Origin of the sequence: Cellvibrio sp. PSBB023, from assembly GCF_002007605.1 — a bacterium.
Taxonomy (GTDB): Bacteria; Pseudomonadota; Gammaproteobacteria; order Pseudomonadales; family Cellvibrionaceae; genus Cellvibrio.
In genome coordinates this window covers 1,580,159-1,594,975 of the sequence record NZ_CP019799.1, presented here as the reverse complement: position 1 = coordinate 1,594,975, position 14,817 = coordinate 1,580,159, and the positions used below count along the sequence as shown (strand labels likewise).

Annotated in this window: 16 protein-coding genes; 9 read left to right on the top strand and 7 right to left on the bottom strand. The window is 54.6% G+C overall.

Annotated features, from left to right (window positions below):
* Window positions 1–4: 4 nt before the first annotated feature.
* From B0D95_RS07155 to B0D95_RS07125, 7 genes are read right to left on the bottom strand one after another with little or no spacing between them, the layout of a single operon-like run.
* Entirely contained in the window at window positions 5–2,098 is a 2,094-nt protein-coding gene (locus B0D95_RS07155; protein ID WP_078043260.1) for a flagellar biosynthesis protein FlhA, read from the bottom strand.
* 2 nt (window positions 2,099–2,100) lie between these two features.
* Window positions 2,101–3,234: a flagellar biosynthesis protein FlhB gene (gene flhB, locus B0D95_RS07150; protein ID WP_078043259.1), complete on the bottom strand. Its 1,134-nt coding sequence runs from the start codon at window positions 3,232–3,234 to the stop codon at window positions 2,101–2,103.
* On the bottom strand, window positions 3,227–4,027 hold the full coding sequence (fliR, locus tag B0D95_RS07145; RefSeq protein ID WP_078043258.1) for a flagellar biosynthetic protein FliR: 801 nt from the start codon (window positions 4,025–4,027) through the stop codon (window positions 3,227–3,229). Before fliR ends, flhB begins: the two co-directional genes overlap by 8 nt.
* A gap of 4 nt (window positions 4,028–4,031) precedes the next feature.
* Window positions 4,032–4,304 (bottom strand): flagellar biosynthetic protein FliQ, encoded by a 273-nt coding sequence (locus tag B0D95_RS07140; RefSeq protein WP_078043257.1) that lies wholly within the window; start codon window positions 4,302–4,304, stop codon window positions 4,032–4,034.
* Between the two features lie 42 nt (window positions 4,305–4,346).
* Window positions 4,347–5,111: a flagellar type III secretion system pore protein FliP gene (gene fliP, locus B0D95_RS07135; protein ID WP_078043256.1), complete on the bottom strand. Its 765-nt coding sequence runs from the start codon at window positions 5,109–5,111 to the stop codon at window positions 4,347–4,349.
* Entirely contained in the window at window positions 5,108–5,476 is a 369-nt protein-coding gene (fliN, locus tag B0D95_RS07130) for a flagellar motor switch protein FliN (RefSeq protein WP_078043255.1), read from the bottom strand. The genes fliP and fliN overlap by 4 nt, the downstream gene beginning before the upstream one ends.
* Window positions 5,473–6,312, bottom strand: coding sequence for a FliM/FliN family flagellar motor C-terminal domain-containing protein (locus tag B0D95_RS07125; RefSeq protein ID WP_078043254.1), 840 nt, complete (start codon window positions 6,310–6,312; stop codon window positions 5,473–5,475). Before B0D95_RS07125 ends, fliN begins: the two co-directional genes overlap by 4 nt.
* 398 nt (window positions 6,313–6,710) lie before the next feature.
* Here B0D95_RS07125 and B0D95_RS07120 point away from each other — a divergent pair, with 398 nt between their 5' ends.
* The 9 genes from B0D95_RS07120 (at window position 6,711) to flgN (ending at window position 14,608) form a co-directional block, all read left to right on the top strand.
* Window positions 6,711–8,108 carry a sigma-54-dependent Fis family transcriptional regulator gene (locus B0D95_RS07120; protein WP_078043253.1) on the top strand — a complete coding sequence of 466 codons (1,398 nt, stop codon included), beginning with the start codon at window positions 6,711–6,713 and terminating at the stop codon, window positions 8,106–8,108.
* Between the two features lie 38 nt (window positions 8,109–8,146).
* Window positions 8,147–8,500, top strand: coding sequence for a flagellar hook-basal body complex protein FliE (locus B0D95_RS07115; RefSeq protein ID WP_078043252.1), 354 nt, complete (start codon window positions 8,147–8,149; stop codon window positions 8,498–8,500).
* Between the two features lie 35 nt (window positions 8,501–8,535).
* On the top strand, window positions 8,536–10,230 hold the full coding sequence (gene fliF, locus B0D95_RS07110; protein WP_078043251.1) for a flagellar basal-body MS-ring/collar protein FliF: 1,695 nt from the start codon (window positions 8,536–8,538) through the stop codon (window positions 10,228–10,230).
* Window positions 10,202–11,269, top strand: a complete 1,068-nt coding sequence (locus tag B0D95_RS07105) for a FliG C-terminal domain-containing protein (protein WP_078043250.1) — start codon at window positions 10,202–10,204, stop codon at window positions 11,267–11,269. Before fliF ends, B0D95_RS07105 begins: the two co-directional genes overlap by 29 nt.
* Before the next feature lie 9 nt (window positions 11,270–11,278).
* The gene (gene fliH, locus B0D95_RS07100) at window positions 11,279–11,983 is read left to right on the top strand and encodes a flagellar assembly protein FliH (protein WP_078043249.1); all 705 of its coding nucleotides are present in this window, start codon (window positions 11,279–11,281) and stop codon (window positions 11,981–11,983) included.
* Window positions 11,984–11,986: 3 nt separating this feature from the next.
* Complete coding sequence (gene fliI / locus B0D95_RS07095) at window positions 11,987–13,306, top strand: flagellar protein export ATPase FliI (RefSeq protein WP_078043248.1); 1,320 nt, start codon at window positions 11,987–11,989, stop codon at window positions 13,304–13,306.
* A gap of 15 nt (window positions 13,307–13,321) precedes the next feature.
* Window positions 13,322–13,744: a flagellar FliJ family protein gene (locus B0D95_RS07090; RefSeq protein ID WP_078043247.1), complete on the top strand. Its 423-nt coding sequence runs from the start codon at window positions 13,322–13,324 to the stop codon at window positions 13,742–13,744.
* Window positions 13,745–13,868: 124 nt separating this feature from the next.
* A complete protein-coding gene (gene flgM / locus B0D95_RS07085; protein WP_078043246.1) occupies window positions 13,869–14,153 on the top strand; it encodes a flagellar biosynthesis anti-sigma factor FlgM in 285 nt (94 codons plus the stop codon).
* Window positions 14,150–14,608, top strand: coding sequence for a flagellar export chaperone FlgN (gene flgN, locus B0D95_RS07080; protein WP_078043245.1), 459 nt, complete (start codon window positions 14,150–14,152; stop codon window positions 14,606–14,608). Before flgM ends, flgN begins: the two co-directional genes overlap by 4 nt.
* The last annotated feature ends 209 nt before the right edge of the window (window positions 14,609–14,817 follow it).

The window sequence follows — 14,817 nt, the reverse complement described above, 5'->3', positions numbered from 1 at the left end:
AAACTTACCCCAAGCTTCCCAAAATAGTTACGCCCACTTTCTCGGGAATTTCATTTTGCGATAGCACGTGCAGGCCGGGACTGAATACCCGCGCATAACGTGCCAGTAGTGGGCGCAATTGTGGCATGACAGCCAGAATGGGCGGGTGGCCTTCGCTGCGGAGTTTCTCTTTAACCACCGGCATAGAGGTTTGCAATTGGTTGAGCAGGTTGGGTTCTACAGGAATATTATCCAAACTCACTGGCCCTGCTTGTTTGGCAATGCTTAAGGCGCTGAGCAGGGTATTTTCCAAGGTGTTATCCAAGACAAATACCGATAATTCACTGCGGTCGCCCGCAATGCTGGACACAATATTGCGGCGCAATGCAAACCGCACATCGGAGGCGAGCAGTACCGGGTCTTTGGTGCTTTCGCTGCCTTCGACCAACGCGGTAGCAACGCTGACAATATCTTTGAGTGATACTTCCTCTTGCAGCAATTGGCGATACACCTTGTGCTGTTGGGTAAAGCTGAGTTGGGTTTTTAACGCTTCCGCTAATTTAGGGGCGAGCTGTGCCAAACGCTGCATTAAATGTTCTACATCGTCGTGTTTAAAAATATCCGGCAAGTGCGCACGAATCACTTTATTTAAATGGGTGGCGATGACACTGGCGCAATCAATGACTTGATAACCCAAATTTAGCGCGCGGGGTTTTTCGCTCGGTAAAATCCACACCACTGGCATGCGGTAGGCGGGGTCGATACCTAAAATACCGTCAGCTTCGCCATAAAGTTCGGGGGAGGGAATGGCCATCAGGCGATCGGCATGCAGCTCGGCGCCGTCAATTTTTTCACCATTAATGTAAATATTGTATTGCGCCGCCTTAAGGCGCAGGCTGTCGCGGATTTGTACTTCCGGCAATAAAAATCCCAAATTTTCTGACAGGGTTTGACGCACGCCGCGCACACGTTGTGCCAGTGGTGCGCCTGCTGCTTGGTTTACTAATCCCACCAGTTTGTAACCGAGGGAAATAGATACAGATTCCACCGCCGGAATATCGTCCCAGGCTAACTGTTGCGCTTGCTCTTGACCCATGGCGGCGGTGATAGCTTCGGCTTCATCGAGGCTGGCATCAGCGGGATTGGGGTTGAGTGACACGCGCCAACCGATAAAGGCAATCAGTGCGGCAAAACTCATAAACGCCAGTTTGGGCATGCCGGGAATCAGTGCCAATAACAATAAAATCCCGGCGACTGTGTAGAGCAGTGAGGGAGTCGCCAGCATTTGGCGCTGGACTTGTTGGGTGATCTCGGAGGATTCATTAATGCGCGTAACAATAATGGCGGCGGCGGTAGAGAGCAGCAGGGCGGGAATTTGAGCGGCCAAACCATCGCCAATGGCGAGCAGTGCATATTGCTGGAAGGCTTCGCCTGCGCTCAGGTTGTGCATGAACACACCTATGGCAAAACCGCCGAACAAATTGATGAGCAGAATTAAAATACCGGCAATAGCATCGCCGCGTACAAATTTGGATGCACCGTCCATTGCGCCGTAAAAATCGGCTTCTTTGGAGACTTGTTGACGACGTTGTTTGGCATCTTCCTGGCTGATTAAACCGGCGTTGAGGTCGGCATCAATCGCCATTTGTTTGCCGGGCAGGGCATCCAGCGTAAAGCGTGCGGTGACTTCTGAAATTCTTTCGCCGCCTTTGGTGATCACAATAAAGTTCACGATCATCAAAATCAGGAACACCACCATACCGACAATAAAGTTTCCGCCAATTACTACTTCGCCAAAGGCTTCAATCACTTTACCGGCGGCTTCGGTGCCGGTGTGGCCTTCCAGTAATACCACGCGGGTAGAGGCTACGTTTAAACACAAGCGCATCAAGGTAGTGATTAATATCACTGTGGGAAAAAGCGAGAAATCCAGCGGGCTTTTGGTGGACACGCTGGTGAGCAATACCAGAATGGATACGGCGATATTGAAGGTAAATAAAATATCCAGCAGCAGCGGTGGCAGCGGCAAAATAATCATTGCCAGTATCGATAAAATCAGCAGCGGAATACCAATGCGGCCACTGCGGAGGTTCGGCATAAGTTGCTGGAGTAAATTCATGGTTAAGTCCTGTTGGCCATGCTGGCCGGGATATTGAGGTTATTCGCCAATTGCGGTTTGTTTCTGCGCCCCTGCCGGTAAGCCCGCAGTTGCAAAATGTAACTCAGCACATGAGCCACAGCGGTGTAGAGCGGTGCCGGAATTTGTTGGTTAATTTGGGTGGTGAAATAAATGGCACGCGCCAGCGGTGGCACTTCCACCACTTCCAATTGGTGTTTGGCAGCGAGCTTTTTGATGTAGAGTGCCAATTCATCCACGCCTTTGGCGAGCACATAGGGTGCCTTGGCTTTTTTGAGGTCGTATTTGAGTGCGACGGCATAGTGCTGCGGGTTCACAATCACTACATCGGCATTTTTTATCACGCGATTAATTTGGCGCTGAAGCATTTGGCGTTGCAGTTGTTTGATGCGCGCCTTCACTTCAGGGCGGCCTTCCTGGTTTTTGTGTTCCTCTTTGACTTCCTGTTTGGTCATACGCATTTTTTTGAGGAAAAAGAAGCGCTGCAAGGGAATGTCGATAAACGAAAACAACACAAATACCGTGAGCAAAATCAAGGTGGTGTTAAACAATAAACCAAAGGCCTGAGTGATGGCGCTGGTTAGATCCATGCGCTGGAATTCCAGCATACGCGCGCTGGCATCCAATACCAGCCACCAGGCGGCGAGCAATAGTACGGTAATTTTTACGATGGATTTAAGCAGCTCGCTCCAATTCTGTGCTGAGACAATTTTTGCCAAACCTTTGAGTGGGTTGAGCCGACTAAATTGCGGCATAAAATTTTTGCTGGCAAATACCCAGCCGCCGGGCACTAGCGAGAGGCATATCACCAGCAGTGGTGTAATCAGCAGTGGCAATAACAGCATGCCGAACAATAATAAATTCTGGGTGAGTAGCAGTGGCAGATCGTTTAAATCCATTTCTGCTTGATGAAAGTTTATGTAGGACATACGAAAACTTTCATGCAGGGTATCGGCATAAAAACCAAAACTGTATTTGAGTACAAACAGGGTTACCAACAGCGAGATGGTGGTAGCTAAGTCTTTGGAACGGGCGACCTGGCCTTCGTCGCGGCTCTTTTTGAGTTTCTGCGCGCTGGCCTCTTCGGTTTTTTCCTGGGAGCTGTGTTGTTCAGACACGATTGCCCTCCTGCAAGATGCGCCCAATGGTGTCGAGCAATTCGCGGGTTAAATGCAGGTAGCTTTGCGGCATGTTGGGCAGGGTTAAATAAATGCACAACAGGCCAACCAGAATGGTGATGGGAAAACCAAGCGAGAAGAGGTTCATGGCCGGTGAGATTCGGTTGAGCAAACCAAAACAAAATTGCACCAGTGCCATACAAAACACTATAGGCAGGCTAATGAGTACCGAGGCTGCAAACATCCAGGCGATACCGCGTAAAAATCCTTCAATTCCCAAATAATGCAAACCACCGCCGACGGGCCAGTAGAGAAAGCTTTGGTAAATCACACTCACGGTAAGCAGGTGGCCGTCAATCGAAAAAAATAAAAACACCAGCAAAATAAAATACAACTGGTAAACAATAGACGATGATGAAACGCCGTTGGTTGGGTCGTTATAACGCGCCATGCTCATGCCCATTTGGGTAGAGATAACTTCGCCCACCAACATGAAAATAATAAATACCAGTTGCAGCATTAGCCCGAGTAATACGCCAAATAAAATTTGCTCAATGCTGGTGAAAATCCCCTTGAGTGAGAGCGGGTTGATGTCGGGTGGTACGGGCAGTACATGGGTGAGGGCAGCGGTAATGGCCAGCGCCAGCAACACGCGGATGCGAATGGATACTGCTTTGTGATTAAACAGCGGCGCCATGCTGAACAGGGCGAGCAGGCGGCAAAACGGCCACCAGTAAGCCTGCATGTCATGCATGAGCTGGCTGGCGTCAAGCAGGGGCGTGGCCGTGACCATGGCGCTAGCCGACCAAACTGCCTGCGAGCTGGAATATTTCCACAAACAAATCGCTCAGGGTTTGCAGAATCCAGGTGCCCGCAAATATCAACATGGCGAGAGTGATGAGCAGGCGCGGCAAAAAGCTCAGCATCTGCTCGTTAATTTGCGTCGCGGCCTGAAAAATACTCACCAGCAAACCGCCAATCAAACTGGGAACAATCAGCACGCAGACTACCAGGCCGGTGATGTAAACCGCGTTGGCGATCAGTGTAGTGGCAGCTTCGGGTGTCATCATAAAAGGCGATTCCGTTGAGAGGCGGCGTTGGGCTGGCGGGCGCTAAAAGGGTTGGATGCTGGTGGTGAGGGTGCCGACCAGGAGCGTCCAGCCATCCACCAGTACAAACACCATGAGCTTGAACGGCAGGGAGATCATCATGGGCGAGAGCATCATCATGCCCATGGCCATGAGCACGCTGGCCACAATCAGGTCGATCACCAGGAAGGGCACAAAAATCATAAAGCCGATTTGGAAGGCGGTTTTTAATTCGCTCAAGACAAAAGCGGGCAGCAGTACAAAAAAGTCCAGTTCGGCCAAATCGGTGGGGCGCTCTTCTTCCGCAAGGGCGAGCATGGTGTCCAGCGAGCTGCTGCTGGTTTGCGCCAGCATAAAGCGACTCAATGTGTGTTTGGCTTCGGTTAAACCCTGTTGCAGGGTGATTTGATCGGCCTCAAAGGGCACGTAAGCCTTGGTGTAAATTTCTTGCCCGACTGGGCGCATCACCAACAGGGTGAGGCAGAGGGCGACGCCGATTAAGACCGGGTTGGGTGGGCTTTGTTGCAAACCAATGGCCTGGCGCAAAATCGCCAGCACAATAATAAAGCGGGTAAAGCAGGTCATCATCATGAGCATGGCGGGCAAAAAGCCGAGCAGTGTCATGAGCACCAGAATCTGTAGCTTGACGCTCATCTCCTGGCCGCCGCCAGCGGTGTCGTTGAATTGCAGCAGCGGAATATCGCCACCTGCCGCCCAGGCACTCAAGGGGCTGAGCAGCAAGCCGCATAGGAGCGTTATGCCGGTGAGCAGTCGGCGCGCGGCACTCATGCTGTCAGGCCGTCCAGTTTGGTGCCGCTCAGCTCCACAATACGCAAGCCGTAGTTGCCGTTCATCACCACTACTTCTGCCTTGGCGAACAGGGTGCCGTTGACCTTCACGTCCAGCGGTTCGCCAGCGAGTTTGTCGAGCATGATCACGCTGCTGATATCCACTTCCATTAAATCCTTGAGCGGGATTTCCGTAGAGGCCACTTCCAGGGTGACATTGACCGGGATCTTGCCGAAGAAACTTAAATCCTGTTGCGGCATGGCCGGTGCTTCGGGCGCGCTGGTTTCGCTGGTGAGCGGCGGCAGGCCCAGGTCGTTGGAACCCATCAAATTGTCAAAGTCACTGTCGCTAAAAGAATTGTTCATGATGTTTTCACGCTCTCCAGTGAGGTTAAAAAGAGGGCGCCATCGTCTTCAAAGAGGGCGCCGCGAAAGAGTTTTTCCTGGTTGATTTCCACATCGCAGCGGTCGCGCATGCGCATCATCACTATGTCGCCGGTCTTGAGGGCGAGCACTTGGGCGAGCGGCATTTGCAGCGAGGCGATAACGCAGTTGAGCCTGACCGGCAGGTTCTTGATTTGATGAATCGGGCTAACGCCAGTGGGTGCAGGCAGCGGGTTGGTCATGCGGCTGGTCAGTTCATCGACCAGTTGGGTATCCAGATAGATGAAGATGGATGCCTGTTTGTTGGTGATGTGGCTGTGGTACTGGAACTCGGCGATGTACTCCCATTGGATCTCCTCGTAGGCATTATCAAAGGCCTTGAGATCGCCAAAGGTTTCACCCGCCAGCAGGGCTTGCGCAAAAATCTGCGCCACATCAATACCCAGGCGGCTGCGCATACGCTGTTCGGAAATACTGACCGGCGGTGCATCCTGGTTGGGCAGGCAAATACCGCCGTAATAGCACTCCAGCACTTCGGTGAGCAGGGGGCGATCCATGGAAAAGCCCACCTTGCCCAAACCAGAGCGGTAAATACATTCCGGGTCGGTGGCGCGCTGTTCGTGCACTACCACATTCATCAGTTCCAGATTGATCCGGTAGTTGCGCAAAAAATAATCGCTGATCACCCGTGGGTACTTGTTGGAAAGTTCACGGATGTACAGGGGAATCTTGTGATAGTGGCGCCCCAGCTTCTGGGGTTTTAACCGTATCAGCTGGTCGCTGGCTACCTTGTGCTGAACTTTCGCATTACCTGTCATGCGCATTTCCTGTACTGGATAAGTGTCGCTGAGATAAATGTGGCTGTGATGGATATTGCAGTGATCAATGTCCGTGGGAGGGCGATAACAGCATCAGCCCTCATTGCGAGCGAGTATAGGAGTGGGCGGGCGGTGAAATTAAATCAATAGATATCAAAAGCTGTTTTTAAGGGGTTTTTAGACGTTTTGATTTTATTTGATGCCAAATGATTTAGTGCTTTGCGGGGTGCTTGTTATGGTTTGGTGGCGTGACCTGGTTCACGGCGCTGGTGGCGCTGTATCACACAGTGGCTAATGCTCTTCAAGGGCGACCCGGCGCGCACAACACTTAAATGCGATACCCGGCTTTCGGGTTAACCCACAATCCGGATGCAACCCATAGAAGGTGATTGACGGTGATGTCTACAAGCCAATCAATACATGTTGCTGCTGCGAGCAAGGTCATTATTCTGGGGCACTCGCGCGACGATGGTTACAGCCTGCTGACCAGCGGACTGATGCAGCGCGACTGCCAGGTGATTCACTGCGCACAGTTTTCTGAACTGAGCACCAGCCTTATCGCCCAGGCCAACCTGATCTTTGTGTTTGTGAGTAGCTTCCCCGGCAGCGGCCTGTTTGCGCGTATTGGCGCCATGATTGGCGATGCGCCCGACATCAGCGTGATTCCCGTGGTTGAGTATGCCGACCAGCAAAAAGCCGCTGCGCTGCTGGAGTTGGGTTGTGTTGACTATTTATTAGCGCCGTTTAGCGCCCCGCAATTAAATGCACTCCTGCAACGGCAGGAATCCGGTTTGGCCGCGGAGGAGAGTTTTGTCTCCTGCTCGCAAGCGGGTCGCCGCTTATTAGCCATGGCCCAGCGGGTTGCGCTGGCGCGGGCACCGATCCTCATCACCGGCGAAACTGGCACCGGCAAGGAGATGATGGCGCGTTATATCCACCGTTTTTCTGCTGCCGATGATGCTCCCTTTATTGCCGTGAACTGCGCGGCCATTCCTGAGCAGATGCTGGAATCCCTGTTGTTCGGCCATGAGCGCGGCGCCTTTACCGGTGCAACCGCTGCCCAGCCGGGCAAGTTTGAATTGGCCAATGGCGGCACTTTATTGCTCGATGAAATCGGCGAGCTGCCCTTGGGATTGCAAGCCAAGTTGCTGCGTGTACTGCAAGAGCAGCGGGTAGAGCGTTTGGGCGGTCACAAGGAAATCCCGCTCAATGTACGCATTATCGCCGCCACTAACCGCGATTTGCAGCAGGAGGTGGCCGAGGGCCGTTTCCGCGCCGATTTGATGTTCCGTTTGGATGTATTGCCCCTGCACATCTGCCCACTGCGCGAGCGCAAAGAGGATGTCCTGCCTCTGGCGCGGCGCCTGATTCGTAAACACGCTCCCCATGAACAGCGCGATGACCTGCTCACGCCGGCAGCTTGCGATGCACTGCTGGCCCACGATTGGCCGGGCAATGTGCGCGAGCTGGAAAACATGCTGCAACGCGCCTTGGTGTTGCGCAATGGTCTGTTTATCCAGCCCCAGGATTTGGGCCTGGCATTGCCCGCTACGCGCGGCGCAATCCCCGGAAAACCCTATGTCACTGAATCTGGTGCGGATCTAAACAGCGAGATGTGCGGCAAAGCTGCCCTGCGCGCCAGCGGTAAGTGGGCGGAGTACCAGCATGTAATAGATACCATCCGCCGCTTTGGCGGCCACAAAGCCAAGGCGGCAGAAAGCCTGGGCATGACGCCCCGCGCCTTGCGCTATCGCTTGACCGCCATGCGTGAGCAGGGCGTACAAATTACTTTTTAACCCATTCTTTAACCCTGAATGTATCAGAGACCGTGGATATGAATTCAATAACGCAAGTACAGCAGGATTTGTTGGGGCGCATGGAGCAGATGAAACAGGGCGCCGAAGGCCCGGTACTGGAGGCATCGACGCTGTTTGACGCCAGCGGATTGGAGGGCGGTTCAGCCCCAAAAGACGGGTTCCGCACTGCCTTTGGTGAGATTTTCACCGCCATCGACAACCAGCACCACAAAGCGGGCGCCTTGACAGCAGCAGTCGATTCGGGTGCCAGCGATGATCTGGTAGGTGCCATGATTGAAAGCCAGAAAGCCAGCGTGTCGTTTTCGGCGCTGATGCAGGTGCGCAACAAGGTGACCAGCGCCTTTGAAGAGATTATGCGTACACCGCTCTAATCCCCCCATTCCCCAAACCCGAGTGAGATGTTCACATGGTGCAGTTCATTAAAGACAGGTTAGCCAGCCGGGGCAGTGGTGGTTTCACACTGGATCCGCGCCTGGGGCTGATGCTCATGGCCGCGGTAGCCGCCATAGTGGCGGTGAGTGTGGTGGTGTATTTGTGGCGCGACCAAGGCTCCTTTCGCCCGCTCTACGGGGCGGGTGAAGCCTATCCGGCAGCGGAAGTGATGCGCGTGTTGGATGCAGAGGCCATAGGCTACAACCTGCACCCGCAGAGCGGGCAAATCCTGGTGCGCGAGGATCAGTTGGCGCGCGCGCGTATGCTGCTCACGGCCAAGGGCATCCAGGTAGCCATGCCCTCCGGCTATGAATTATTTGATAAAGAGGAGCCATTGGGTTCCAGTCAGTTTGTGCAGGATGTACGCCTGAAGCGCAGTCTGGAAGGTGAGCTGGCGCGCTCAATTATCACCATGAAAGGCGTGGATATGGCGCGGGTACACCTGGCCTTGCAGGAGAGCACTTCGTTTGTGGTGAGCAAGCGCGACCCGGCCAAAGCCTCGGTGATGTTGCAGTTGGCGCCGGGTTACAAACTCAAGCCGGAGCAGGTGAGTGCGATTGTTAATCTGGTGGCGAGCAGTGTGCCGCAGTTAGCCAGTGGCGATGTGAGTGTGGTCGATCAGCAGGGCGTGCTTTTATCGCGCGGCCTGAATGAAAACGCGGGCCCCTCGCAAAGCTGGGAGCTGGTGGATGGCTATCAAGCCAAGGCTGTGAGCAATGTGGAGGAGGTGCTGGCCCCGATTTTGGGTGCAGGCAATTACCGCATCAGCGTGGCGGCGGATATCGATTTCAGCCAGCGCGAAGAGACACTGCAATCCTATGGCGACAACCCACGCTTGCGCTCGGAAATCCTGCGTGACGAAAGCGTGCTGGACCAACTCGCGTTGGGTGTGCCCGGTTCCCTGAGCAATCGCCCGGTGCCGCCACCGCAAGATATTCCCCCCGCCAATGCCGACGCCGCTGAGCCTGCCGAAGGCGAAGCGACGGCTGAATCCAGTGTGGACAATAAAGCGGCCACGTCCTTGCGCAAAGAATCCAACCGCCAGTTGGAGTACGACCAATCCGTAACCCACATCAAACACGCTCCTTTTGCTCTGCGCCGCCAGACAGTGGCGGTGGTGTTGAATGCCAGCAGTGCCCCCGAAGGTGGCTGGACAGCGGAAGCCCGCGCGGAATTGGAATCCATGGTGAAAAGTGCGGTGGGCTTTGATGAACGGCGCGGCGATTTGCTGACTCTGAGCGTCTTCCCCTTTACCAAGCCGGTCGAGATTGTAGAAAACACGCCCTGGTGGGAAAGCACCCGGGTGTATGAGCTGGCCAAAATGGGCCTGTTTGGCTTGGTCAGCCTGCTGCTGTTATTCATGGTGGTGCGCCCGGCCGTGCGCAATTTAATCCGCTCCAACCAGCAACTGATGCCGCCCATGGTGGAGCCGCCCTTGGCGCTGCGCACCGAGCAACACCCGCTGCGCGGTTTTGGTGGCGATGGTGCGCCCAATATCTTGGGTGAATTTAACCCGCTGGCCGAAATTCGCCTGCCCGCGCCCGGCTCGGGGTTGGAAATGCAAATCGAGCATTTGCAAATGCTGGCCAAAAATGATCCTGAACGTGTGTCCGAAGTCATTAAACAATGGATAGGTCGAAATGAAAGAACCCTCAATCCAGCAGGCTGATGAGCGCAGTGCCTCAGCGACCAAAGACGTTCCGGCGCGCGTGCCTATGCGCTCGCTCAGCCCGGTTGAGCAGGCTGCCATCCTGCTCTTGAGCATGGGCGATTCCACCTCGGCGGGTGTCTTGCGCCACTTCTCGCGGGAGGAAATTGTCAGTATCAGCCAAGCCATGGCGCGCTTGAGCAATGTGAAGCAGCCGATGGTATCGGAAGTGATCAGCCGCTTTTTTGAGGACTACAAAGAGCAGAGCAGCATCAAGGGGGCATCGCGCTCCTATTTGTCCGGCATGCTCGGCAAAGCGCTTGGCAGCGATATTACCCGGGGCCTGCTCGACAGCATCTACGGTGAAGAAATTCGCGCCAAGATGGCCAAAATGGAGTGGATTGATCCGCGCCAGTTTGCCGCCCTGATCGCCAAGGAGCACGCGCAGATGCAGGCGGTTTTCCTCGCTTTCCTGCCGCCCGCCATGGCCAGTGAAGTATTGGAATGCATGCCTGCCGCCAGTCAGGACGAGCTGTTGTACCGCATCGCCAACCTGAGCGAAGTGAACAGCGATGTGATCGCCGAACTGGAAGAATTGATCGACCGCAGCTTGTCGGTGTTATCAACCCAAGGCTCGCGGGTGCGCGGTGTGAAGCAGGCAGCGGACATCATGAATCGCTTCAAAGGCGACCGTAACCAGATGTTTGAGTTGCTGCGTGCCCACAACAAGGACTTGGTGGACAAGATTGAAGACGAAATGTACGACTTCTTTATCCTCTCGCGCCAAAGCCAGGAAGTATTGCAAGCCTTGTTGGAAGCAATCCCGCTGGACGAGTGGGTAGTGGCGCTCAAAGGCGCTGAACCAGCGCTGGTCAAAGCGATTATGGCAGCCATGCCCAAGCGGCAGGCGCAGCAAATGGAATCCATCAATCGCCGTCAGGGGCCGGTGCCCTTGAGCCGCATTGAGCAGGTACGCAAGGACATTATGGCGGTGGTGCGCGACATGGCCGCCAACGGTGAAGTGCAGTTGCAATTGTTCCGCGAACAGACAGTGGAATAAGGGGCCGATATGACGGTTAAAGTGCTTAAAGGGGCAGGTAAAGGGTGGCGGCCTTATCGTTTCCCGCCGCGCGCCAATGTCAATTCCAACCTGCAAGCGGGCCAGTGGGGCAGCGACCCGGAAGCCATCCAGCGCGCCATTGCCGAGGGTTTTCAGGAGGGCTCGGAAAAGGGCTATCAACAAGGCTTGATCCAGGGGCAGGAAGCGGGCGAACGCGACGGGTTTGCACAAGGGCGCAACGAAGGTTTGCAACGCGGCCGTGAGGAAGGGCGCCAGGAAGGCAAGCAACTGTTTGAAACCGCGAGTGAACCGCTGGAACAGATCAGCGAACAACTGCGCGTGTTCTTGCAGGAATTTGAGCGCAAGCGTCGGCAGGAATTGTTGGAGCTGGTGAAAAAAGTCGCCCAGCAAGTGATTCGCTGTGAGCTGACCCTGCACCCCACCCAATTGCTGAATCTGGCGGAGGAAGCCTTGGCCTCCATGCCCACAGAACAGAACGAAGTACACATACTGCTCAACCCGGAAGAGTATTCGCGCATCAAGGATTTGGCGCCCGGTCGTGCTGCCGCCTGGCGCTTGGTGCCGGACGACAAGTTGGCACTGGGCGAATGCCGCATAGTCACTGCGCAAACCGAGGTGGATATTGGCTGCCAACAGCGGCTGGATTCCTGCATCGATACGCTGGCCGAGCACATGCAACTCACTGAGGGCTAAGCCATGCTGGAAAGCTTCAAGCTTGACGATGCACTGCGTTCACTGGAGCGCGTGCAACTGGCCAAGGTCAGTGGCCGTTTGGTGCGGGTATCCGGCATGTTGCTGGAAAGCCATGGCTGCCAGCGCATGACCGGCCAGCGCTGCTATGTGGAGCAGGGCGATGGCAGCATGCTGGACGCACAAGTCGTGGGTTTTAACCGCGACATCAGCTACCTCATGCCTTTCAAAAAACCCATCGGCCTCACCGCTGGTTCCCGCGTATTTCCCGCCAAAGATGAAGCCCTGTTGCAGATCGATGAATCCTGGTTGGGACGGGTGCTCAATGGCTTGGGCGAACCGCTGGACGACTTGGGCAAACTCAGCGGTCGCGACACCTTGCCCACCGAATTACCGCGGGTAAATCCGCTCAAGCGCAGGCCGGTATCGGCGCCCTTGGATGTCGGTGTGCGGGCGATTAATGCCTTGCTCACCCTCGGCAAAGGCCAGCGTGTCGGCCTGTTTGCGGGCAGTGGTGTGGGTAAAAGTGTGCTGCTGGGCATGATCACCCGTCAAACCGCCGCCGATGTGGTGGTAGTTGGCTTGATTGGCGAACGCGGGCGCGAAGTGCAGGAGTTTATCCTCCATTCGCTGGGGGAAGAGGGCTTACGCAAAGCCGTCGTTGTGGTCGCGCCAGCCAATGAATCGCCACTGATGCGCATGAAAGCTACCGAGCTGTGCCACACCATCGCCGCCTATTTTCGCGATCAAGGCAAAGACGTACTGCTGTTAGTGGATTCACTCACGCGCTATGCCATGGCCCAGCGTGAAATTGCGTTGGCACTCGGCGAACCGCCGGCGACCAAAGGTTACCCGCCCTCGGTATTTGGCATGCTGCCTGAACTGGTGGAAAGCGCCGGTAACGGCGAAAGCGAGCGCGGCAGCTTGAGCGCGCTCTACACCGTATTGGCAGAGGGCGATGACCAGCAAGACCCGATTGTGGATTGCGCGCGCGCCATTCTGGACGGCCACATAGTGCTGTCACGGCGGCTGGCGGATGTCGGCCATTACCCGGCCATCGATATTGCCGCCTCGGTCAGTCGCTGCATGACCCAGGTTACGGAACCGGCACACCAAAGTGCGGCGCGGCAATTAAAAGAGTTTTACAGCACCTACGAAAAAATCAAAGAACTGATCCCGCTCGGTGGTTACACCCCGGGCATGGATGTAAAAACCGATCAGTCGGTGCAATTGGCACCCGCCATTGAACGGTTTTTACGGCAGGATGTGGGCGCCGGTGCCGATCTGGAACAGAGCCTTGCCGGGCTCAGAAGCATTATTCGATAGGGGCAGTGACCAATCATGAAAGAACAGTTAGCCGCCTTATCCCGCTTGGCCAGTTTGCGCAGCACCAAGGTGCAGCAAATGCTGGGGCGAGTGACCTATCAGCAGAATCTCTGCCAGCGCTACCGCAACAACATTATTGGCCTCAACCGGCTGTGCAGTTTTACTGTGCCCATGACCACGCCCTTGCAGCGTAACAACCAGCAACAATACAAAGCGACACTGCACAAAATGGTGGAGCTGCAACAGCGCGAGCTGGCGTTGGCAGAGGAAAACCTGGCGCGCATTCAAGTGGAATTAATGGCGGCCATGCGCAGCGAAAAAATCGTCGCCCATGTGATAGACGCCAAAATGGCCCAATGGCAACAACAGCTCAACCAGCAAGAGCAAAAAATACAGGACGGGCTGGCAGCGCAATCCTGGTGGCGCGCGCAAGGCTAAAAGGCGCCGGTAAACTGGCGGATTAAAATTTTTTGCAGAACCATTTAAGTAATCGCCAGAATGGGTCGCTTAGTGTTGATAACAGGGTTCATACACAGTAACCCCCTTATTTCAGGATCTCATCATGGAAATCAGCAGGCACATTACATCTGGCTACAGTGCCGCCACTGAGGCACCGGCCGCAGGCAAAACCGGCGTTGCTGCGCCCTCCAAAACCGCTGCAGCTACACAAAATGCCAACGCAGAACCGCGCCTGGAAGAATTGCAAGAAGCCATGCGCGCACTGCCGGAAATCGACATGGACCAAGTCACCGCCATCAAACAAGCGCTGGCGCGCGGCGAATTAAGCAGCGATGTAAAAGTGCTCGCCCACAGTATTCTCGCCTATCACCGCAGTAGCGATTTATGACTGACACCGGACAATTGAATCGCGCCCAGCAATTGGTTCAATTGGCCGGGCGCGACATAGAACAGGACTGCGCCGACTACCAGGGTTTGCAGGGGCTCATGCAATGCCTTTACGAGCAACTGCTGCTGCGTAATTGCGAACAAATTGAACAGCTCAATCAACAGATACTCGTGCTGATCGAATTTATTCGCGCCCGCGCCGAACGCCGCCGAAAAATACTCGCCGCCTTCGGCATCCCCGCCGCCGCGAGCAACCAAGGCATAGTCAAATTACTGTGCATGCTCCCCGAATCCATGAGCCCACTCGCACGCTGGTCGCAACTGGAAAGCTTGGTAAGCGAAACCAAACGCCTCAACGAACGCAACGGTAAATTACTCGCCATGCACAACGAAATTATCAATCACATTTTAGGCGGGCAACAGGCAGAGCAGGTTTATTCGCCGCAGTATTATTAAATTCTGTAGCGTTCAGATTTTATAAGGAAAGGTATTTGCAAAGGATTGCTGTGTGTTCTTGTAATAGCTCCATGTAAAACGTGTGTTTTTCTCCGATGATTTACTGAGTCACCCATTTTTTATTGCACTCATGTTTGCCCGCTACGCATTGGTGTAGCGGGTATTTTTTATGCGTGTTGTAAGCATCTAATTATCCTTTCAATATTCGA